Here is a 21,172-nt window from a genome sequence, read left to right on the forward strand (position 1 = left end):
AGCAACCATGACGGCAGGAACCACGACGGCTGGAACCATGGCGGCAGGAACCACGACGGCAGACACCAGTGGCGGCGCCCTCGATGTGGTCGTTTACCACCACCACCCCGTCAAGGCCCCCCTGCTGCGCGAGGTACTGCTGCCGCTCGCCGGCTCCTGCGAGGCCAGCGGCCTGGCCGCCCACGTCGAACGGCACTGGCTGCGCGGCCCCCACCTGCGGCTGTGCCTCCAGGGCCCGGCCGCACAGGTCGACGCCGCCGCCGAGTCCGCCGCCTCCCGGATCCATGACTGGCTCCGCCTGCACCCCTCGCGCGGCGATCTCACCGAGGCGCAGCTGCTGGAGGCGGCGGCCGAGGCCGGGCGCGCCGAACTCGTCGCCCCGCCGTACGGGCCGATCACCCCGGACAACACGGTCCGGATCGAGCCCGCCGACCGGTCCTCCGTACGCGCCCTGCTCGGCGAGGCCGGCGCCGCCCTGCGCGAGGACCTGCTGCGGGACGGGCTCGGCGCGCTCGGGGCCGGCGCCGCCTTCCTCGGCGGGCAGGGCGACACCGCGCAGGCACGGGTCCGGCTCGCGGTGACCGCCCTCGCCGCGCACGCCGGCGCCCACCCGGGGGGCCTGGCCGGCGGCCACTACTCCTACGTGTCCCACCTGGAGGACTTCCTCCTCCACGACGACCCCGACGGACGGCTGCGGGCCGCCTTCGACCGCCGGTGGGAGCGCGCCGGGGACGCCCTGACCGCGCTCGTCGGGCGGATCGCCGACGGCGGCGCGACGGGCTGGGAGCGGGACTGGGCCGGCTTCTCCGCCCGCGCCTGGCAGCTGACCCGCAGCCGCCACGAGGCCGGCGCCGAGCTGCACGGCAGCCCGCCCGCCTACCGGCACCGGGCCGCCGCCACCGGGGACCGCGCGGCGGCCGAGCGCTGGAACCCGGACACCCGCACCCGCTACAGCGAGTTCCACCAGCTGCTGCGCCGCTCGGACCCGCGCGGGACGATGTTCGCCGACCCCGACTACCTGGTGTACCGGGCCTGCACCAACGCCCTGTACCGGCTCTTCGCGATCTGCGACGTCCGCCCGCTGGAGCGCTACCTGGCGGCGTACCTCGTCGTCCGTACGGTGCCCGCGCTGACCGGCTGCGACTGGCGTACGGAACTGGGCGCGGCCGTCTCAGCGGTGGAGCGCGGCGCATGACGACCGCCGGGAACGGGACCACCGGCGGCGCCGCCGCTCCCCGGACCGTACGCAGGCTGCGCCCGGGCGTCGCCGTGACCCCGCTGCGGGCCGGGCTCCACCTGCGCGGCCGCGGCGGCGCCGTCACCCTGGAGGGCAGTACCGCGCTGCCCGCCCTGTGGCAGTGGCTGGAGGAGCCGCTGCGGGGCGGCGGACTCGAGGACCTGCTGGACGGCACGGAGCCGGGCTCGGCGCTGCGCGGCGCCGTACGGACCCTGCTCGGGCAGCTGGAGGCCCACGACCTGCTCGTGGCGCAGCCCGAGGGGTACGGGGACGACGGCCGGGCCCCGGTGGCGCGGTGGCTCGCGGCGAGCGCCGGACGGCCCGCCGGGGCGGCGGCCGCGCTCGGGGCGACCCGGGCCGAGGTGGTCGCCGGAGCCCCCGACGGGGCGCTGGCCAGGGCTGCCGGGCGGGCCCTGGAGCTGGGCGGACTGCCCGTCGGGTGCACCGCCGACCCGGCCCTGCCCGCAGGCCGGGTCCTGCTCCACGCCCACGGCGCCGGACCGCCGCGCGCGGTCGCGGCCGGGCTGTCCGGCGGGAACGGCTACGCCACCGCCCCCGGCAGCCCGGCCCAGGCCCGCTCCGACGCGGCGGCCCTGGAGGCCCGGCTCGGCCCCGGCGAGGCGGCCGGACCCCCGGCGCTGCCCTCCCTGCTCGGGGGCGCGGCGGCGCACCGGCTGCTGTGCGCGGCCGCCGGGCTGGCGGACCCGGCGGGGGAGGGCGGTGACGAGCGGCTGCTGCCCGGGCTCCCGGCGGTGCTCCTCGCCGGCAGCGGCCCGCTGCGGGCCGACTACCGGACCTGGCTCGGGCCCGGCCGGATCGACGCCGACCGGCGGGCGGACCTCGCCCCGGCCGACACCCTCGGCGAAGTGCTGCGGCGGCTGGCGGCCCTGGGCGACGAGCGGTGCGGGGCCCTGCCCGCGCCGCGCGCCACGGACCTGCGCCAGCTCCCGGTGCCGCTCGCCGCCTGCGAGCTGCCCGGGGACGGCCCGGCCGGTGGGCGCCTGGTCGCCGGAGCGCCGAGGCTGGACCTGGCCCGTCTGGAGGTCTTCTGCCGGGCGGCCGAACTGCTGCTGGGCGACGGGGAGTTCACCGTCGGCGCGAACCCCGGGCACGCCTGGGGCCGGGCCCTGCGCAGCGCCGTGTCCCGCAGCGCTGTTTCCCGCAGCGCCGTTTCCCACCGCGCTGTTTCCCGCCGCGCCGGGGCGCCGGGCGGGGACGCGCCGCCCCTGGCCGCACCCCGGTGGTCGGGGCATCCGCAGTTCCGGCACTGGTGGACCACGCTGACGGCCCGTCTGGAGGTGCCCGCCCGCCTGGAGGTGCGCCGGGCCGGGCCGGACGAGGTGTACCACGCCGTGGTCCGCCGGGCGGGGGAGTCCCCGGTGCTGGGGGAGGCCGTCGAGGCGACCCCGGGTGACGCCGCGGCCTTCGCCGCGCTCGCCGCCGTGGCCGAGGTCTCCGCCCTCTCCGCCCGGGGGCCGGGCACCGGCCGTACGCGCCCCTCCGGCGGCGCCGTCGCCCCGCTGGCCGCGGCCGGCGCCCGCACCGCCGGCTGGGAGGACGCCGGCTGGACCGACCGCTGGATGGCCGACGCGGCCGGACGCGAGGAGGCCTTCCAGGACGCGCTGAGCCGGCTCGCCGGGCCGGCCCGTGAGGCCGGGACCCCCGCCCCGGCCGGGGACCGCGAACTCCCCGCCCTGCTGCGGGCCTTCGGATTCACCGTCCTGCACACCCTGCACACCCCCGAGGAGCCGTGATGGGCGCATCAGCGCGGACCGCCCCGGCCGCGGCCGGCCTCTTCGCCGCCCTGCCCGTGCCGGTGCTCGACGCCGCGGCCGCTGCCGGGGTCACCGCCGGCCCGGCCGCCGTCCTGCTGACCGAGTGGACCCTGGGGACCGCCGAGGAGCTGAGCCGGCACGCGCTGGCCCACCCGGTGGCCCTGGTCCCCGTACGCTTCGACGGGCCGCTGGCGGTGGTCGGGCCGCTGCTCGCCCCGGGCGCGGCGGCCTGCCTGCACTGCGCCGAGTACCAGCGGCTGGCCACGGCGGGCGGACGCGTGCCCCGGCAGAGCCCGGAACTCGCGCTGGCCGGCGTACCGTCCCCGGCGCTGGCCGAGTCCCTCGGCGCCCTCGTACGGGACCTCCTGGACGGCCACGCCCAGCCGACGCCCGCCGAGGAGCCGCCGACGGCCACCGTGTACGTGGTCCACCAGGGGCGCGGCACCTGGTCCACCCACCGCATCCGCCCGGTCGGGGGCTGCGCCGTCTGCCACCCCCTGCCGCCGGACACCGCCGCCGGGGCGGCCCCCCTGCCCTCGGCGCCCCGCCCGCTGCCCGACCCGTACCTGCTGCGCGCCCCCAACCCCCGCACCGGGGCCGGCCGGTTGCGCGCGGCCCTGCACGACGAGCGGTTCGGGCCGGTGCGCCGGCTGCTGCGGACGGAGGACTCGGCCTTCTGCCTGACCGCCGCCTTCGTGACCGACGGCCGCGCCGTCGACGACGGCGGCTACGGCCGGGCCCGCGACTTCGCCGACAGCGAGCGGACCGCCCTCTTCGAGGCCGTCGAACGGTTCGCCGGGATGCGGCCGACCGGCCGGAGCACCGGCCTGCGGGCCTCCTTCGCCGCCCTCGGCCCCGACCGGGCCCTGGACCCGGAGCGGCTCGGCCTGCCCGACCCCGCCCACCACGGACACCCGGCCTCGCCGACCGTCCCCTACACCCCGGACCTGGAACTGGACTGGGTGCACGGCTGGTCCCTCACCCGCCGCCGCCCGGTCGCCGTCCCCGAGCACGTGGCGTACTGGGACGTGCCGGGCGAGGGCCGGCCGCGCGTGGTGTACGAGTCCTCCAACGGCTGCGGCCTGGGCAACAGCGCCGAAGAGGCCGCGCTCTACGGCCTGTTCGAGGTCGCCGAGCGCGACGCCTTCCTGATGGCCTGGTACGCGGCCACACCGCTGCGCCGCGTCGAACCACCCTCGGACGACCCCGACACGGCACTGCTCGCGGACCGGGCGGCCGTGGCCGGCTACCGGCTCCTCCTGCTCGACGCGACCAACGACTTCGGCATCCCGGCGGTCGTCGCCGTCTGCCGCTACGAGGGCTCCCACCCGGACGCCCCGCGGATGTTCCTCGCCGCCGGCGCCCACCACGATCCGCGCGCGGCGATCCGCTCCGCCGTGGCCGAGGCCGTCACCAATGTGCTGGAGTCCGCGCAGCGCTCCCTCGCCGAGGGCCGTCCGCGCGATCCGCAGCGGCTGCGGCCGATGCTGGAGCGGCCCGAGCTGGTGGTCACCCTCGACGACCACGTCGGGCTGAACGCCCTGCCCGAGGCGGCCGCGCGCCTGGAGTTCCTCTTCGCCGACACCCCGCGCCTCACCGTCGCGCAGGCCTGGCCGGGCGCGCCCGAGCCGGTGGGGGACCTCTCCGCCCTGCTCGAGGCGACGGTGGCACGGCTGTCGGGGGCGGGGCTGGAGGTGGTCGCCGTCGACCAGACCGAGCCCGGCCTGCGCGAAGGGCTCGGCCTGCACTGCGTCAAGGTCGTCGTCCCCGGCTCGCTCCCGATGACCTTCGGGCACGTCAACCACCGCACCCGGGGGCTGCCCCGGCTGCTGGAGGTGCCCCACCGGCTGGGCCGCACGGACCGGCCGCTGCGCTACGAGGACCTCGCACTCCACCCGCACCCCTTCCCCTGACCCGAACGAGGACCGGACGTGACGACCACCGACGCCTGGCACAGCCACCACCTCTTCCTGCACTCCGCCACCGAGGACACCGACGCCTTCCTGGTCCAGGGCGCGGCCCCGCTCCTCGACGGCCTGGTCGCGTCGGGGCGGGCCGACGGGTGGTTCTTCATCCGGTACGGGGAGGGCGGGCCCCACCTGCGCCTGCGGGTACGCGGCCTGAGCGCCGAGGCCGCCGCCGCACTGCCCGGGGAACTGGCCCTGGCCGCCAAGGAGGTGCCCGAGGTGCCCGGCCCGTGGCCGTCCCGCCACGGCGAGGTGCGCGCCGTGGCCTACGAACCCGAGACCGAGCGCTACGGCGGCCCCCGGGCCCTTCCGGTCGCCGAGGAGGTCTTCGCCGCCTCCACGCAGGCGGCCCTCGAGGCCCTGCGGGCCCTGCCCGGCGGGGGCGGATCGGGGGCACGGCTGACCGTCGCCGCGGACCTGGTCCACACGACGGTGTACGCCCTCGGCATGGACCCGCTCACCGGGGCCCGCTGGCTGCGCCGGCACGCGGCGGGCTGGCGCTGGGTCACCGAGACCGAGCTGCTGCCCGGCGCGTCCGTGCACACGCGGGTCAACACCGTCTACGCGGCGCAGCGCACGGCTCTGCGGCGGCGCGCCGCCGACCTGCGCGAACGGCTCGCGGCGGGCACCGCGGCGCCCTGGCAGGACCGGTGGGCGGCCCGGGTCCGCGAGGCCGACGAGCTGCTGCGCGGCCTCGGGGAGGAGCTGCGGGCCTGGGTGTGGGGCTCACAGCTCCACATGCTCTTCAACCGGCTCGGGATCACCCCCGACGAGGAGCGGGCGGTGTGCCGGCTGGCCGCCCGCACCCTGCTGGAGACCGAGGAGCCGCCCGGGTTCTTCCCGCCGGGGCACACCGCCGCCGACCTCCAGTACCTGGAGCGGAGCAAGTTCCAGATCGGCCGCGGCGAGGACACCGCCCTGCGCACGCTGCCGGAGCGGCCGGCCCGGCCCCCGGCGGCGGGGCCGGAGCTGGCCCTGCCCGCCGACCCGCTGCCGGAGGTGTCGCTCGGCGCCGTACTGGCGGCCCGCACCTCGATGCGCGGCGCGCTCGGGGGACCGATGGACGCCGGCACGCTGGGCTCGCTCCTGTGGCACTCGCTGTCCGGGAGCGCCCGCTCCGGGGAGCCCCTCCCGGACGGCCCGGCCCCGGCGAACCGCCCCTACCCGAGCGCCGGCGCCCTGTACACGGCCCGGGTGCGGCTGCTGGTGCTGGACGTGGCCGGAGTCCCGGCGGGCACGTACGACTGCCAGCCGGAGCGGCGGACGCTGCGCCCCGTCGGCCCGGCGCCGACGGCGGCGGAGATCAGGCCGCTCTCCACGTACCTCTCCCGCCCGGCCGCCGACCCGGACTGGATCGGCGTCGAGGGGGCGCCGGTGGTCCTGGCCGTGTACGCGGACCTCGGCCTGCTGCGCAGCCGCTACGGCCTGCGCGCCCTGCGCCTGGCCCTGCTGGAGAGCGGCCACCTCACCCAGACCCTGCTCCTCACCGCGGCCGCCCTGGGCCTGGCCGGTACCCCGCTGGGGGGTTTCCACGACGACCTGGCGCACGAACTCCTCGGCCTGGACGATCTGGAACAGCCCCTCCAGTACCTGCTGCCCCTCGGACGCCGCCCCCTCGGACATCCCGCGGTGTGAGCCGACGGCCGGTCCCGTCCGCCGCCCGGGTGACGCGGCCGGCGGGACCGGGGTGTCGGCGCGGGCCGCTAGGCTTCTCCAATGGCCCTTTCGGACGCTTCCCCCGATATCTCCGACTCGCTGCAGGTACTCCACCGCGTCTTCGGATACAGCTCCTTCCGCGGTGAGCAGCAGGAGATCATCGAGCAGGTCGCCGGAGGCGGCGACGCCCTCGTGCTGATGCCGACGGGCGGCGGCAAGTCGCTCTGCTACCAGATCCCGGCGCTGGTCGGAGAAGGCACGGGCGTCGTCGTCTCGCCGCTGATCGCGCTGATGCAGGACCAGGTGGACGCGCTCACCGCCCTCGGCGTACGGGCCGGGTTCCTCAACTCCACGCAGGACCCGTACGAGCGGCAGGCCGTCGAGCAGGCCTTCCTCGCCGACGAGCTGGACCTGCTCTACCTGGCCCCCGAGCGGCTGCGCACCGAGGGCACCCAGCGGCTGCTCGACCGGGGCAAGGTGGCGCTCTTCGCCATCGACGAGGCCCACTGCGTGGCCCAGTGGGGCCACGACTTCCGGCCCGACTACCTCGCCCTGTCCATGCTGCACGAGCGCTGGCCGAAGGTGCCGCGGATCGCCCTGACGGCGACCGCCACCGAGGCCACCCACACCGAGATCGCGGCACGGCTGGGCCTGGAGGACGCCCGGCACTTCGTCGCCAGCTTCGACCGGCCGAACATCCAGTACCGCATCGCCGCGAAGGACAAGCCGCTGGCGCAGCTGCTGGAGCTGATCCGCAGCGAGCACGACGGGGACGCCGGAGTGGTCTACTGCCTCTCGCGGGCCTCGGTGGAGAAGACCGCCGCCTTCCTGGTGGAACAGGGCATCGACGCCGTGGCCTACCACGCGGGGATGGACTCCCGCACGCGTGCCGCGAACCAGGCGCGGTTCCTGCGCGAGGACGGGGTCGTGGTGGTGGCCACGATCGCCTTCGGCATGGGCATCGACAAGCCGGACGTACGCTTCGTGGCGCACCTGGACCTGCCGAAGTCGGTCGAGGGCTACTACCAGGAGACCGGCCGGGCCGGCCGCGACGGAGAGCCGGCCACCGCCTGGCTGGCGTACGGACTCCAGGACGTGGTCCAGCAGCGCAAGCTCATCGAGGGCTCCGAGGGCGACGAGGCGCACCGCCGCTCCCTGGCCGCCCACCTGGACGCCATGCTGGCCCTGTGCGAGACGGTGGACTGCCGGCGCGTCCGGCTGCTCGCCTACTTCGGGCAGACCGGCGAGCCCTGCGGCAACTGCGACACCTGCCTGACGCCCGCCGAGTCCTGGGACGGGACGGTCGCCGCGCAGAAACTGCTGTCCACGGTGTGGCGGCTGGCGCGGGAACGGCGCCAGAAGTTCGGCGCCGGCCAGATCATCGACATCCTCCAGGGCAAGAAGACGGCCAAGGTCATCCAGTTCGACCACGACGCCCTGTCGGTCTTCGGCGTCGGCTCGGAGCACAGCACCGCGGAGTGGCGGGGCGTCGTACGCCAGCTCCTGGCGCTGGGGCTGCTGGCGGTGGAGGGCGACTACGGCACGCTCGTGCTGACGGACGCCAGCGGTGAGGTGCTGGGCGGGCGCCGCACCGTCCAGATGCGCAAGGAGAAGGCGCCGGCCGCGCCGTCCCGAAAGGAGCCCGGAGCGCGCTCGGGGAAGGGCGCCCGCGTCCCCGTCGACCTGCCGGCCGCCGCGCTGCCGGTCTTCGAGGCCCTGCGCGCCTGGCGGGCCGCGACGGCGCGCGAGCAGGGGGTACCGGCGTACGTCGTCTTCCACGACGCCACGCTGAGGGAGATCGCGACGCGGCTGCCGGGCTCGGTCGAGGAGCTGTCGGGCATCGGAGGGGTCGGCGAGGCCAAGCTCACCAAGTACGGCGAGGGCGTCCTCGACGCCCTGGCGGAGTACACCGCCGCCACCACCGCCGCCACGACCGCTCCCGCCACCGCCCCGGCCGCCATCCCGCCCCAGGCTCCGCCGGCGGAGCCCCCGTACGAGGACGAACCGCCTTTCGACCTCGACGAGGACCCGCCGTGGGACGACTGGCGCTAGGCCGTCAGGCTCCGGCGTACGCCGTCAGGCGCCGACGTACGCCGCGAGGTGTTCGGCGGTGAGGGTGGACCCGGCGGCGACGAGGTCGGCGGGTGTGCCCTCGAAGACGATCCGGCCGCCGTCGTGGCCGGCGCCCGGACCGAGGTCGATGATCCAGTCCGCGTGCGCCATCACCGCCGGGTGGTGCTCGACGACGATGACCGACTTGCCGGAGTCGACCAGCCGGTCGAGCAGGCCGAGCAGCTGCTCGACGTCGGCCAGGTGCAGGCCGGTGGTCGGCTCGTCGAGGACGTAGACCCCGCCCTTGTCGGCCATGTGCGTCGCCAGCTTCAGCCGCTGCCGCTCGCCGCCGGACAGCGTGGTGAGCGGCTGGCCGAGGGTGAGGTAGCCGAGACCGACGTCCGCGAGGCGGCCGAGGACGCGGTGCGCGGCCGGGGTGCGTGCCTCGCCGGATCCGAAGAACTCCTCGGCCTCGCGCACCGGCATCGCCAGCACCTCGCTGATGTCGCGGCCCCCGAGGCGGTACTCCAGCACCGCCGCCTGGTACCGCTTGCCCTCGCAGTCCTCGCAGGTGGAGGTCACGCCCGCCATCATCGCCAGGTCCGTGTAGATCACCCCGGCGCCGTTGCAGGCCGGGCAGGCCCCCTCGGAGTTGGCGCTGAACAGCGCCGGCTTCACCCCGTTGGCCTTGGCGAACGCCGAACGGATCGGGTCGAGCAGCCCCGTGTACGTCGCCGGGTTGCTCCGCCTGGAGCCGCGGATCGCGCCCTGGTCGACCGAGACCACCCCTTCCTCCGCGGGGATCGACCCGTGCACGAGGGAGCTCTTGCCGGAGCCGGCGACGCCGGTGACGACGACCAGCACCCCGAGCGGGACGTCCACGTCGACCCCGCGCAGGTTGTGCGTGTCCGCCCCGCGGACCTCCAGGGCGCCGGCGGGTGTCCGTACGGTCTTCTTCAGGCCCGTGCGGTCGCCGAGATGGCGGCCGGTGACGGTGCCGGCGGCCCGCAGCCCCTCCACGGTGCCCTCGAAGCAGACGGTCCCGCCCGCGGAACCCGCGCCGGGGCCGAGGTCGACCACGTGGTCGGCGATGGCGATGGTCTGCGGCTTGTGCTCGACCACGAGCACCGTGTTGCCCTTGTCGCGCAGCCGCAGGAGCAGGTCGTTCATCCGCTGGATGTCATGGGGGTGCAGGCCCGTGGTGGGCTCGTCGAAGACATAGGTGACATCGGTGAGCGAGGAGCCGAGGTGGCGGATCATCTTCACGCGCTGCGCCTCGCCGCCCGAGAGCGTGCCAGCCGGCCGGTCGAGCGCGAGGTAGCCCAGTCCGATCTCCACGAAGGAGTCCAGGGTGTGCCGGAGCTTGTCCAGCAGCGGCGCGACCGAGGGCTCCTCGAGACCGCGGACCCAGGCGGCCAGGTCGCTGATCTGCATGGCGCAGGCGTCGGCGATGCTGATCCGCCCGATCTTCGAGGACCGGGCCTCGGGGGTGAGCCGGGTTCCGTCGCACTCGGGGCAGGTGCTGGAGGTCGTCGCCCGCTCCACGAAGGCGCGGATGTGCGGCTGGAGCGCGTCGACGTCCTTGGACAGCATCGACTTCTGGATCTTCGGGATCAGCCCCTCGTAGGTGAGGTTGACGCCGTCGACCTTGATCTTGGTGGGCTCCTTGTGGAGGAGGTCGCCCAGCTCCCTCTTGGTGTACTTGCGGATCGGCTTGTCCGGGTCGAAGAAGCCGCAGCCGCCGTAGATCCGGCCGTACCAGCCGTCCATGCTGTAGCCGGGGATCGTGAGCGCGCCCTCGTTGAGGGACTTGGAGTCGTCGTAGAGCTGGGTGAGGTCGATGTCGGAGACGGAGCCCCGGCCCTCGCAGCGCGTGCACATGCCGCCGGTGCGGTTGAAGGTCGCCTTCACCGTCTTCCTGGCGCCGCGCTCGACGGTGATCGCGCCGCTGGCCCGGACCGAGGGGACGTTGAAGGAGTACGCGCCGGGCGGGCCGATGTGCGGTGCGCCGAGCCGGCTGAAGAGGATGCGCAGCATCGCGTTGGCGTCGGTGGCGGTGCCGACCGTGGAGCGGGGGTCGGCGCCCATCCGCTGCTGGTCGACGATGATCGCCGTGGTGAGCCCTTCGAGCACGTCGGCCTCGGGCCGCGCCGGGGTGGGCATGAAGCCCTGCACGAAGGCGCTGTAGGTCTCGTTGATCATCCGCTGGGACTCCGCGGCGATCGTGTCGAACACCAGCGAACTCTTGCCCGAGCCGGAGACGCCCGTGAACACCGTCAGCCGGCGCTTGGGGATCTCGATGCTGACGTCCTTGAGGTTGTTCACGCGCGCGCCGTGCACGCGGATCAGGCCGTGGCTGTCGGCGATGTGCGGCGCAGGCGACTGCGTGTCCGTCCTCTTGGGCATGCTCTTCGAATCTCCCCGGCTTGTTCTGACCAGCTTTGAGCAGTATGTCTGATTGCCTTCCGCCGGCGCTGCCGCGATCGCAGCGCCGTACGGCAGCCACGCTAGGCGGGGTCCGGGGCCCGGCGCTTCTCGATTCCTGACCGGTCCGCGGCCGGGTCCGACACCGGTCCGCCGCCGGTCCCGCCGGTCCGCCCCGGGCCCCCGCCGGTCAGTGCGGAAGCTCCACCGTCACGTGCGGGGCCAGCGCCCGCAGGAAGTCCGCCGCGTCGAACATCGCCCCCGCCGAGGCCAGGCCCGTCGTACGCGTCCGCCCGTCCAGGATCCGCTGGACGGCCTCGACCACCAGCGGCGCCGTCACCGCGTAGATGTCCTGGCCGCGGGCGATGGCGCGCCGCTCGACGCCGCCCGCGCCGACCACGACGTCGACGACGAACGTCTGGTCCGACCGCCCCAGGGCGTCGACCGCCTCCGGCGCCGGGGTGTCCGCGGCGGCCAGGTCCCTCGCGGCTTCGACGGCCATGTAGGTGCGCACCTCGGACACGTCCAGGTGGCTGGGAACGGTGACGACATCGGCCATCGTGAACTCCGCGATCACCGCACGCCGGCCCAGCGGCTCCGGGAAGTCCCACTGCTGCTCCGGCAGCGGGGCGTCGTCGTGGTACTGCAGCGCACCGTCCGCGAAGCGCACCCGGCGGCCCCCGCGACGCTCGTGGGACACCGCGCCGGCCTCCCGGGTGCCCGCCGTGGGGCGCCAGCTGCTCAGCCCGTACGCGACGTGCACCACGTCCGCGGCGGTCGATCCCCCCATCGCCGCGGTCGCCAGCAGGTCGCCCAGCCCGCCGTAGAAGGCCATCGCCGGCACCACGGACGTACCGGCCTTCCGGGCCGCCTCCGCGTGCTCGGCGAACATCGCGGTGTTCGCCTCGATCTCCGCCGCGACGTCCAGGTACGGGATCCCCGCGCGCAGGGCCGCCTCCACGACCGGTCCCGCCGTCACCGCGAACGGCCCGGCGCAGTTGATGACGGCCGCCGCCCCGGCGAGGGCCCGGTCCAGCGCGTCCGCGTCGTCCACGGCGGCCGGCCGCACCACCACGTCCCCCCGCTCGGCCGCCAGTGCCTCCAGCCGGGCCGCGTCACGGCCGGAGACGATCGGCGCGAAGCCGCGCCGGCGCAGTTCGGCGACGACGAACCGGCCGGTGTGCCCGGTCGCCCCGTAGACCACGACCGCAGTGGCTTTATTCATGGTTCCCCCGCTCTCGATGTGCTGACGAGCCCAGTCTCGCCGCAGGCGGAAGTCGATCGTGATGGTCCGGAACGACATCACCCGTACACTTTCGGACATGCCCACCGTCGCGCTGCTGACTGCCGGTCACCTGCTGCACTTCGAGCTGGCCGTGGCCCACGAGATCTTCGGGAACCCGCCACGCGACGCCACGCGGGACTGGTACGAGGTCCTGCTCTGCGGTCCCGGGCCGGTGCGGGTCGGGCCCTTCACGGTCGAGCCCGCGCACGGGCTGGAGGCCGCGGCCGGAGCCGACACCGTGATCGTGCCGGCCCTGGCCGACATCGACGTCCCGCCGCCGCCCGAGCTGGTCGAGGCCGTACGGGCGGCCCACGCGGCGGGCGCCCGCGTCGCCTCCCTGTGCACCGGGGCGTTCGTACTCGGCGCCGCGGGCCTGCTGGACGGCCGTCGGGCCACCACCCACTGGGCCCACGCCGCGGAGCTGAGCGCCCGCCATCCCCGGGCCCTGGTCGACCCGGACGTGCTGTACACGGACAACGGCAGTGTGCTCACGGCCGCGGGCAAGGCCGCCGCCGTGGACCTCTGCCTGCACATGATCCACCTCGACCACGGCGCCGGCGTCGCCAACTCCGTCGCGCGCCGCCTCGTCGTACCCCCGCACCGGCCGGGCGGACAGGCCCAGTTCGTCGCCACGCCGGTACAGGTCGCCACCGGGGACCACAGCCTTGCCCACGTCCTCGCCTGGGCCCGGCAGCGGCTCGACCGGCCCCTGACGGTGACCGACATGGCGCGGAAGGCGAACACGAGCCCGCGCCACCTCGGACGGCAGTTCAGGGCGGTGGTCGGGCAGACACCCATCCAGTGGCTCCTCACCCAGCGCGTCCGCCGCGCCCAGGAGCTGCTGGAGGCCGGCGACGAGACCATCGAGGCGGTCGCCCTCGCCACGGGCATGGGCACGGCCACGACGCTGCGGCGCCAGTTCAAACGCATCGTCGGGGTACCGCCCGACACCTACCGGCGCTCGTTCCGCAGCGCAAAGCCGGGCTGACCGGTACGGATCGCAGGGCGTCTTCCGGCCAAACGCGCCGGGGTCACCGGAGGGCGTCGTACCGGCCGTGTCAGTCGCTCGCGCTAGTGTGCGTACGTGAACTCTCATGTCGTCATAGGTTTCGGGCCCGCCGGTGCCGCCACTGCGCGGCTGCTGGCCGAACAGGGCCATTCAGTAAGGGTCGTCACCACTTCGGGCCGGGCCCCGGAGCCCGGCATCGAACACGTCGCGCTGGACGCCAGGGACAGCGAGCGGCTGACCGAGGTGACGAAGGGCGCGGCCGCGATCTACCACTGCGCCGCGCCGCCCTACCACCGCTGGGTGAGCGAGTGGCCGCCGCTGGCCTCGTCGGTGTGCGCGGCGGCCGAGGCCACCGGCGCCGTCCTGGTCCTGCTGGGCAACCTCTACGGGTACGGTCCCGTGGACGTCCCCATGACCGAGCAGCTGCCGCTCGCGGCGACCGGCCCCAAGGGGCGGGTGCGCGCGGCCGTCTGGGAGCAGGCGCGCACACTCCACGAGCAGGGGCGCGTCAAGGCGGTCGAGGTGCGGGCCTCCGACTTCTTCGGGCCCGGCGTGACCGACGGCGGGCACCTGGCCGCCCGGGTGGTGCCCCCGCTGCTGCGCGCCAAGCCGGTCTCCACCCTCGGGAACCCGGACGCCCCGCACAGCTGGACCTATCTCCCCGACGTGGCCAGGGCCCTGGTCGAGGTCGCCGGCGAGGAACGGGCCTGGGGCCGGCCCTGGCACGTCCCGACGCAGCCGGCGCTGTCCGTCCGGGAGATGGCCGGCCGGCTGGCCGCCGAGGCGGGAACCGGGCCGGTCGTGGTGCGCGGGCTGCCGTCGGCCGTGCTGGCCGTCGGATCGCTCTTCTCCCCGCTGCTGCGCGAACTCAAGGAGATCCGCTACCAGTTCGACCGCCCCTTCGTGGTCGACTCGAGCGCCTACGAAGCCGCGTTCTCGGTACGGGCCACCCCCGTCGGTGAACAGGTGGGCGCGACCGTCGACTGGTGGCGCGAGCGCCTGGCGGCCTCGGGACGAGATCAGTGACGCGCGACGACATAGCCGTCGTCGGGATGGCGTGCAGGTTCCCCGGAGCGCGCGATGTGAACCAGTACTGGCGGCTCCTGACGGACCCGCAACCGCAGTTCTCCGGCGTTCCCGACTCCCGGTGGCGCTCCGCCGCCTTCCTCAGCGACGACTTCCGCGACACCTCGGCGGCCTATACGGACACCATGGCGCTGCTGCCGGACGTGGACCGCTTCGACGCGGCGCACTACGGCATCCCGCCGCGGCGGGCCCGGGCGATGGATCCGCAGCACCGGCTGCTGATCGACCTCGCCCGTGAGGCGATCCAGGACGCGGGGTGGGAGGCCGACGGCTTCGACCGCGAGGAGACCTCGGTGATCACGGCGCTCACCGAGAGCGGCTACCGCCAGCTCAGCACCATGCAGATCCGGATGCGCCAGCTCGCCGGCGGCGAGTTCGGGGCGAGGGCCACCGACCCCGCGTGGCGGGAGACGGTCCGCGCGGTCGACGGGCTGCACGGCACGTCCGCGGCCGGGCTCCTGCTCAACATGGGGCCGAACACCATCAGCTCGGTCTTCGACCTGCACGGCGAGAGCTACGCGCTGGACTCGGCGTGCTCCGGCGGTCTCATGGCCGTGGCCAACGCCGTGCACGCACTGCGCGCGGGCCGCTCCCGCATCGCCCTCGCGGGCGGCGCCCAGCTGGTCCTCACTCCCGACCTGCTGGTGGGGCTGTGCCGGATCGGCGCCATCTCGCGCAGCGGCCGGTGCCTGCCCTTCGGCGCGAAGTCCGACGGCTTCGTCCTCGGCGAGGGCGCCGGGGTCCTGGTGCTGCGGCCGCTCTCCGACGCCCTGGCGGCCGGCGACCGGGTCTACGCGGTGATCCGCGGCGTGGGAACGGCCAACGACGGGACCGTACAGGGCGGAATGCACCCCCAGGCGGCCGGCCAGCTCCGCGCCCTGCGCCGGGCCTACCGGGACGCGGACCTGTCCCCGGCCGCGGTGGGCTACCTGGAGGCGCACGGCACCGGGACCAACGTCGGCGACCCCGTCGAACTCGCCGTCCTGCGCGAACTGCGCGGCGAGGAGGCCGAGCCGGCCTTCCTCGGCGCGGTGAAGGCCGTGGTCGGGCACTCGCTCAACTCCGCGGGCCTGGCCGGGCTGATCAAGTCGGTACTGGCCGTGCAGCGCGGGGTGATACCGCCGCAGCCGGTCTTCGACCTGGCCGACGGCTCCCTGCTCGACGCCGCGCGGCTGACCGTCCCCACGGCGCCGACCCCGTGGCCGGCGAGCGGCGGACCGCGGCGGGCCGGCGTCAGCGCCTTCGGCTTCGGCGGCACTGGCGTCCACCTGGTGGTGGAGGAACACCCCACGGCGCCGGCCCCGCGGCCGGACCGGACCGGGGGGCCGCACGTGCTGGTCCTCAGCGCCCGCGACCGGGAGGGGCTGGCCCGCTACGCCCGGGAACTGGCGCACACCATCGCCGAGGACCGGCCGTCGCCGGCCGCGGTGGCGGACACCCTGGCCCGCCGGGCCCCCCTCGCGCAGCGCCTCACCCTGGTGGTGGAGGACGCCGCCGACGCCGCCGCGAAGCTGGCCGAGGCGGCCGCGGCCGTGGAGGCGGGCGGGGCCACCGACCCCGGGCCGGAGCTTTCCGCGGTGCCAGGGGAGCGCATGCCCCCCTGCACGCTGCCGCCGAGCCCGCTCGCCCCGCGCCGCCACTGGGTCGTGGACGAGTCGGCGCTCGAGGCGCCCGCTTCGGACGGACGGGCGGACCTGTCCGTGGCGGGGCCGACGGCAGCAGCCGTGGCGGCCCCCGTCGACGGGGAGTCCGCCGCGACCGTCGTGCTCGAAGAGGTGTCGCGCGCCGGGGTCTTCCCGCTCTCGGACCTGAACGCCGCCATGACCCTCGTGACCGATCTCGGCTTCGACTCCCTGATGCTCCAGGAGCTGGAAGTCAACATCGGCAAGCGGATACCGGGCTTCCGGGCCACGGAGCTGTTCACGCCCGAACTCACCATCGGCCGGCTGATCGCGCTGGCCGGTCCCGGCGCCGCCGAAACGGCGGCCCCCGCCGTCCTGCTGTTCCCCGCCGGACCGCCTCCCCAGGAGCCGGTGCCCCAGCAGGCGGTGCCCCAGTGGGACATGGAGAGCGCGAGCGTCGACGAGTTCCCGGAGGTGGCCCTGTTCGAGCAGCGGCTGGGCTCGATCACCGGCAGTGCGGCGGGCTCCCCGTACTTCCGGGTCCACGAGGGCAACATCCGCGACACCACGGTGATCGGGGGCCGTGCGTACCTGTCCTTCGGCAGCTACAACTACCTCGGCATCTCCGGGCACCCGGCGGTCAACGAGGCCGTGCACGAGGCCGTGGACCGGTACGGCACCTCGGTCTCCGCGAGCCGGGTGCTCTCCGGCGAACGGGACCTGACGGTCCGGCTGGAGCGGGCCCTGGCCGAGTTCCTCGGCGTCGGGGACTGCCTGACGCTGGTGAGCGGCCACGCCACCAACGTCACCGCGATAGGGCACCTGGTCGGCCCCGGGGACCTCGTGGTGCACGACGCGCTCGCCCACGACAGCATCCTCCAGGGCTGCGCCCTGTCCGGCGCGGCGCGACGTCCCTTCGCGCACAACGACATGGGCCAGCTGGAACGCATGCTGAGGCTCAACCGGTCCCGCTTCCGGCGGGTGCTGATCGCCGTCGAGGGCGCCTACAGCATGGACGGCGACCTCGTCGACCTGCCGGCCGTGATCGAGCTGAAGAAGCGTTACGGCGCCCTGCTGATGGTGGACGAGGCGCACAGCATCGGCACGGTGGGCGAACACGGCCGGGGCGTCGGCGAGGTCTACGGCGTCGACCGCTCCGACGTGGACCTGTGGATGGGCACCCTCTCCAAGGCCTTCGCCAGCTGCGGCGGATACCTCGGCGGCTCGGCCCGGATGGTGCGCTGGCTGCGCCACACGCTCCCCGGCTTCGTCTACAGCGTCGGCCTGACCCCGGCCAACGCGGCCGCCGCGCTGGCCGCCACCGAGCTGATCACCGCGGAACCGCACCGGGTCCGCGCGCTGAGACGGAACTCCGAGCTCTTCCTCGGCCTGGCGGCCTCGGCCGGCCTGGCGACGGGCTCCAGCGCCGGCACTCCGATCGTGCCGTGCATTCTGGGGGACTCGGCGAAGACCCTGCGCGTCGCGGGCGCGCTCTTCGACCGGGGCGTCGTAGCCGATCCGATCTTCCACCCCGCCGTGGAGGAGGGGCTGTCGCGGCTGCGGTTCTTCATCACCAGCGAACACCGCGAGGACGACATCCGCCGGGCCGTCTCCCTCCTGGCCGAGGAGGTGGCTTCCCCCGGGGACTGAGTGGCCGGCCGAGCGGGCCGGCCGAGCGGGCTGCATCCTCAGATCAGGGTGCGTTCGATCCGGCTGAGCGTGGCGCTCTTCCCGGGATGGCAGCCCTCGCCCGCTTCCGCGTCCGGGGCCGCGCCGTGCCGCTGCTCGGCGTTGCCCATCCGCTGGGAGAGCAGGTAGGCGATGATCTCCGCCTCCTGCTCCTGGACGTCGTCGTAGGTCGCGCGCAGGAGCATGTCCCGTACGAGGTCGGGGTCGAGGTCGGGGAAGAGGAGGCGGGCGGCCGCCTCGTCCAGCCCGCCGGCCCCGCGATGGCAGCAGATGATGTGGCCCAGCTCGTGCAAGATGATGTGCTCCTGATGCGCGCTGGTGGTGTTGGCGTCGTAGAAGATCAGGTCCTCGTCGCGGGCGGCGACCCACATGCCGCAGGGATGCGACGAGGGCATCTGCATCGGGACCAGGATGATCGGACGGTCGCGCACCTCGCCGAGGTGGCGGCAGAGTTCGGCCACGTCGGTCGCCTCGGGGAGGTCGAGCTCGGCGATCCGCCGGACACCGGCCTTCCGGAGCTTCTTGAGCTGGGTGCGACGGTCCTGGTCGGCCGCCCGCTCCTTCCAGACGCCCCTCATTCGGGCTCGGAGGAGTCGTTGACGGGCGGCAGGCCCTGCATCTGCCGGTACTGGTCCATGATGGCCGTGATGGCCTGGAGGTTCTCCTTCTTCATGCCGGCGGCCCGCATCGCCACGGCGCGGACGCCGGACTGGCGCAGCGCCTCGATGGCGGCGACCTGGCTGAGCACCGACTCGGCGACCTTGTCGTCGAAGAAGTAGGCGACCGAGACGCCGAAGAAACGGGCGAGGGCGGCCAGGAGGTCGGGCGAGGGGTTGGAGCGCTTCCCGGTCCGGAGCTGCGACAGGTACACACCCCCGACCTTGAGTTCGGGGTTGGCCCGCTTCAGTTCCTCCGCCACCTCGGCATTGGTCCAGTGCTTGCCCTTGGGGCGGATGGTCTTGAAGAGGTCGTCGAGGCGCACTGCGAGCAGGGGCCGGTCGCCGGCCTCGGTCTCAGTCTCGGTCATGGTGATTCTTCCTCCCGTCACCTCCTCGGTATAGCCCTTGGCTATACGTCAGTTTCACAGATTAGCGGTTAGTTGACAATTGGCCTGGACTCCGCCAACGTTGGGTCTCGCCGATAGCTGGTAGCTAACTCGACTCACGGGGGTTTGTGGGGTTGGCCGCTGGTGAAAAACGGACTGGCCCGGCCCTCGGGGGATGGGCCGGGCCAGTCCGGGCGGTGGCCACCCGTCCTGCCCCGTGCAGAGACGGGGGGTGACGGGGGAGGTCCCGCCCGGTTTGACGGGGGATGCAAACCGGGCGGGAGCTTCAACTCGCGGTGCCGAGCTTACTGTAGGCGGCCGCGACTTTGGTGAGCCAGGCGACCTCCGCCGTGAAGTTGTCGGTGTCGCGGTCGTCGAAGTCGCCGGCGTCCTTGTTGTCGTGCGGGACGGTACCGGTCCGCTTGGCGATCAGGGCCTGCTTGATCTGCGCCGCCTCCGTGAACGCCTGCCGCGACTCCTCGCTGGCCTCCTTGCCCGGACCGTCGGCGCCGGGGGCGGTGCGGTCGATGTACGGGCGCAAGTCCCGCCAGCCGTCCCGTATCTCCACGACCCGCCGGTGCAGGCGGTAGTCCAGGTCGGAGACCGAGGCGCCCGGCGGCTCCAGGGCGATGTCCGGGGAGGACTCGTACAGGTCCCGCCAGAGCGGGTAGAGCGCCCGGTAGGACCGGTAGCTGCGGGCCCACTCCAGGAGCCTGGTGGCCGAGGGGCCCCAGGAGGAGTTGGTCAGGCTCAGCGAGAGGATGACGATGCCCGTCGCGCTGAAGATGTTCGAGGCGAGCTTCCAGACGCCGATGTCGACCCCGGCCGCCGCCGTCAGGATGTTGACCGTCCTCGCCGAGCAGTACAGGAAGAGGACCACCGCGGCGACGGACAGCATCCGCAGCGCCTGCCGCAGCGAGGCGTTGTCGGTCATCCGGGCGTAGGGCCCGCACTGGCGGAAGATCGTCACGCACGGGATCGCCTGGGACACGATGAAGGCCAGCAGGTACGTCAGCACCAGCGGCTGACCGCTGCCCGTGTCGAAGTCCGTGGCCGGCCGGCCGGGGCCGTCGGCGAGCAGGAACAGGGCCGTCAGGAGCACGTTGAGGGCGATGCCGGTGTACAGCCAGTAGCGGGCCTTGCGGAGCGCCTCCTCGTCGGCGTCCGCCCACTTCAGCAGGATGATCTGCGCGCTCACGCAGAAGGCGACCGCCGCCAGGTGCATGCAGAGGATGGCCAGGTTGCCGACGCCCAGGAAGGTCCCGCCCCCCATGGCGACGGCGCCCATCGTGAAGGTGAGGCACTGGAGCAGCAGGGTGGTGATCAGCGCGCGGTAGGCGCTGTCCTTCCAGCTGCGCCGTGCCTGGCACAGCCGGTAGACGAGCGCCGCGTACGAGGAGAGCGCCGCTATGACGAAGCAGAGGGTTCTGATGGTGTTCACGTCCGGATTTTCTGCAAGTGCCGCCTGTGGGGCGGACGGTTCAGTCGGTCTTCTCGCCCAGCGGGACCTCGAGCCCGATGCTCTCGGCCGCCACGGCGATGGCGTAGTCGAAGAACGCGGACTCGTCGCTGACGCTGTCGTGGGTGCGGCTGAAGACCTGGAAGACGAGGAGCCCGATCAGATTGCTCCACAGGACGATGCCGCGCTCGATGATGTCCGAGAACGGAGCCTCGGGCACACCCCCGAAGGCCTCCACGGCCGCCGGCAGGAGCAGTGGCGGGCCGGTCACCGTCCGCCGGGGCGGAGTGAGCTCACCGCCCTCCAGGGCGGCCCGTACGATGCCCGCGAGCACGGCGGGCGTGCGCGAGGCGGGCGGGACCGTCTCCTGCGGGGCGTGGTAGTCCGGTACGGGCGAGCCGTAGATCAGCGTGAACTCGGCGGGGTTGTCGAAGGACCACCGCCGCAGCGCGCGGGTGGCCGCGAGGAGGCGCGCACCCGCCGGAGCCCCCTCGTCCCGGGCGGCCCCGTCGGCCCGCTCCATCGCGGCGCCGGACGCGTTGTATGCGTCGATGACCAGGGCGGTCAGCAGGTCGTCCCGGTGCGGGAAAACGGCTTCCACGGCGGTGACGGCAAGACCGCTCTCCTGCGCCACGGCGTCCAGGGACAGGCCTGCGGCGCCCAGCTTCGCCAGCTGCTGACGCGCGCCGTCCTTGATCAGGGTCGCCGGGTCCTGGTGACCGGCATTCGAACTGGTTGCGGAAACGTCCATGCCGGAACCGTACCCGCCGCATGACAACTGCCGTGAGCGCGGCCTCCCGAGCACCCCGGCCGGGCGCTGCGATCCGGCCACCCGTAACCCCGGCCACCCGTAACCCCGGCCGCCC

General features: G+C 74.5%; 14 protein-coding genes. 8 read left to right on the forward strand and 6 right to left on the reverse strand.

Features of this window, described 5'->3' with window-relative positions; genetic code table 11:
* Positions 1-7: 7 nt before the first annotated feature.
* The 5 genes from OOK34_RS25010 to recQ all read left to right on the forward strand — a co-directional run bounded on the left by OOK34_RS25010 (position 8) and on the right by recQ (position 8,687).
* Positions 8-1,195 carry a lantibiotic dehydratase C-terminal domain-containing protein gene (locus OOK34_RS25010; RefSeq protein WP_267036089.1) on the forward strand — a complete coding sequence of 396 codons (1,188 nt, stop codon included), beginning with the start codon at positions 8-10 and terminating at the stop codon, positions 1,193-1,195.
* Positions 1,192-2,991 carry a hypothetical protein gene (locus tag OOK34_RS25015; RefSeq protein ID WP_267036090.1) on the forward strand — a complete coding sequence of 600 codons (1,800 nt, stop codon included), beginning with the start codon at positions 1,192-1,194 and terminating at the stop codon, positions 2,989-2,991. Before OOK34_RS25010 ends, OOK34_RS25015 begins: the two co-directional genes overlap by 4 nt.
* Positions 2,991-4,925 (forward strand): TOMM precursor leader peptide-binding protein, encoded by a 1,935-nt coding sequence (locus tag OOK34_RS25020; protein WP_267036091.1) that lies wholly within the window; start codon positions 2,991-2,993, stop codon positions 4,923-4,925. The genes OOK34_RS25015 and OOK34_RS25020 overlap by 1 nt, the downstream gene beginning before the upstream one ends.
* A gap of 18 nt (positions 4,926-4,943) precedes the next feature.
* Positions 4,944-6,614: a thiopeptide-type bacteriocin biosynthesis protein gene (locus OOK34_RS25025; RefSeq protein ID WP_267036092.1), complete on the forward strand. Its 1,671-nt coding sequence runs from the start codon at positions 4,944-4,946 to the stop codon at positions 6,612-6,614.
* Positions 6,615-6,695: 81 nt separating this feature from the next.
* Entirely contained in the window at positions 6,696-8,687 is a 1,992-nt protein-coding gene (gene recQ, locus OOK34_RS25030; protein ID WP_267036093.1) for a DNA helicase RecQ, read from the forward strand.
* Between the two features lie 24 nt (positions 8,688-8,711).
* Here recQ and OOK34_RS25035 read toward each other — a convergent pair whose 3' ends face one another.
* Entirely contained in the window at positions 8,712-11,093 is a 2,382-nt protein-coding gene (locus OOK34_RS25035; RefSeq protein ID WP_267036094.1) for an excinuclease ABC subunit UvrA, read from the reverse strand.
* A gap of 208 nt (positions 11,094-11,301) precedes the next feature.
* Positions 11,302-12,336: a saccharopine dehydrogenase NADP-binding domain-containing protein gene (locus OOK34_RS25040; protein WP_267036095.1), complete on the reverse strand. Its 1,035-nt coding sequence runs from the start codon at positions 12,334-12,336 to the stop codon at positions 11,302-11,304.
* Between the two features lie 97 nt (positions 12,337-12,433).
* Here OOK34_RS25040 and OOK34_RS25045 point away from each other — a divergent pair, with 97 nt between their 5' ends.
* The 3 genes from OOK34_RS25045 to OOK34_RS25055 all read left to right on the forward strand — a co-directional run bounded on the left by OOK34_RS25045 (position 12,434) and on the right by OOK34_RS25055 (position 17,763).
* Positions 12,434-13,384, forward strand: a complete 951-nt coding sequence (locus OOK34_RS25045) for a GlxA family transcriptional regulator (RefSeq protein ID WP_267036096.1) — start codon at positions 12,434-12,436, stop codon at positions 13,382-13,384.
* Positions 13,385-13,480: 96 nt separating this feature from the next.
* A complete protein-coding gene (locus tag OOK34_RS25050; RefSeq protein ID WP_267036097.1) occupies positions 13,481-14,431 on the forward strand; it encodes an NAD-dependent epimerase/dehydratase family protein in 951 nt (316 codons plus the stop codon).
* Complete coding sequence (locus tag OOK34_RS25055; protein ID WP_267036098.1) at positions 14,428-17,763, forward strand: aminotransferase class I/II-fold pyridoxal phosphate-dependent enzyme; 3,336 nt, start codon at positions 14,428-14,430, stop codon at positions 17,761-17,763. Before OOK34_RS25050 ends, OOK34_RS25055 begins: the two co-directional genes overlap by 4 nt.
* 38 nt (positions 17,764-17,801) lie before the next feature.
* Here OOK34_RS25055 and OOK34_RS25060 read toward each other — a convergent pair whose 3' ends face one another.
* From OOK34_RS25060 to OOK34_RS25075, 4 genes are all read right to left on the reverse strand, one after another.
* Positions 17,802-18,380, reverse strand: coding sequence for a toxin (locus OOK34_RS25060; protein WP_267036099.1), 579 nt, complete (start codon positions 18,378-18,380; stop codon positions 17,802-17,804).
* Positions 18,377-18,829, reverse strand: coding sequence for a helix-turn-helix domain-containing protein (locus OOK34_RS25065; RefSeq protein ID WP_267036100.1), 453 nt, complete (start codon positions 18,827-18,829; stop codon positions 18,377-18,379). The genes OOK34_RS25060 and OOK34_RS25065 overlap by 4 nt, the downstream gene beginning before the upstream one ends.
* Before the next feature lie 304 nt (positions 18,830-19,133).
* A complete protein-coding gene (locus OOK34_RS25070; protein ID WP_267036101.1) occupies positions 19,134-20,288 on the reverse strand; it encodes an MAB_1171c family putative transporter in 1,155 nt (384 codons plus the stop codon).
* Between the two features lie 40 nt (positions 20,289-20,328).
* Positions 20,329-21,057, reverse strand: a complete 729-nt coding sequence (locus OOK34_RS25075) for a TetR-like C-terminal domain-containing protein (RefSeq protein ID WP_267036102.1) — start codon at positions 21,055-21,057, stop codon at positions 20,329-20,331.
* Positions 21,058-21,172: the final 115 nt, after the last annotated feature.

It is taken from the genome of Streptomyces sp. NBC_00091, from assembly GCF_026343185.1.
GTDB lineage: Bacteria > Actinomycetota > Actinomycetes > Streptomycetales > Streptomycetaceae > Streptomyces.

Bases quoted from the DNA above. Each gene is read 5' to 3' on its own strand.
- OOK34_RS25010 (WP_267036089.1), top strand. From the start codon at position 8: ATGACGGCAGGAACCACGACGGCTGGAACCATGGCGGCAGGAACCACG.
- OOK34_RS25015 (WP_267036090.1), top strand. From the start codon at position 1,192: ATGACGACCGCCGGGAACGGGACCACCGGCGGCGCCGCCGCTCCCCGG.
- OOK34_RS25020 (WP_267036091.1), top strand. From the start codon at position 2,991: ATGGGCGCATCAGCGCGGACCGCCCCGGCCGCGGCCGGCCTCTTCGCC.
- recQ (WP_267036093.1), top strand. From the start codon at position 6,696: ATGGCCCTTTCGGACGCTTCCCCCGATATCTCCGACTCGCTGCAGGTA.
- OOK34_RS25035 (WP_267036094.1), bottom strand. From the start codon at position 11,093: ATGCCCAAGAGGACGGACACGCAGTCGCCTGCGCCGCACATCGCCGAC.
- OOK34_RS25040 (WP_267036095.1), bottom strand. From the start codon at position 12,336: ATGAATAAAGCCACTGCGGTCGTGGTCTACGGGGCGACCGGGCACACC.
- OOK34_RS25045 (WP_267036096.1), top strand. From the start codon at position 12,434: ATGCCCACCGTCGCGCTGCTGACTGCCGGTCACCTGCTGCACTTCGAG.
- OOK34_RS25060 (WP_267036099.1), bottom strand. From the start codon at position 18,380: ATGAGGGGCGTCTGGAAGGAGCGGGCGGCCGACCAGGACCGTCGCACC.
- OOK34_RS25065 (WP_267036100.1), bottom strand. From the start codon at position 18,829: ATGACCGAGACTGAGACCGAGGCCGGCGACCGGCCCCTGCTCGCAGTG.
- OOK34_RS25075 (WP_267036102.1), bottom strand. From the start codon at position 21,057: ATGGACGTTTCCGCAACCAGTTCGAATGCCGGTCACCAGGACCCGGCG.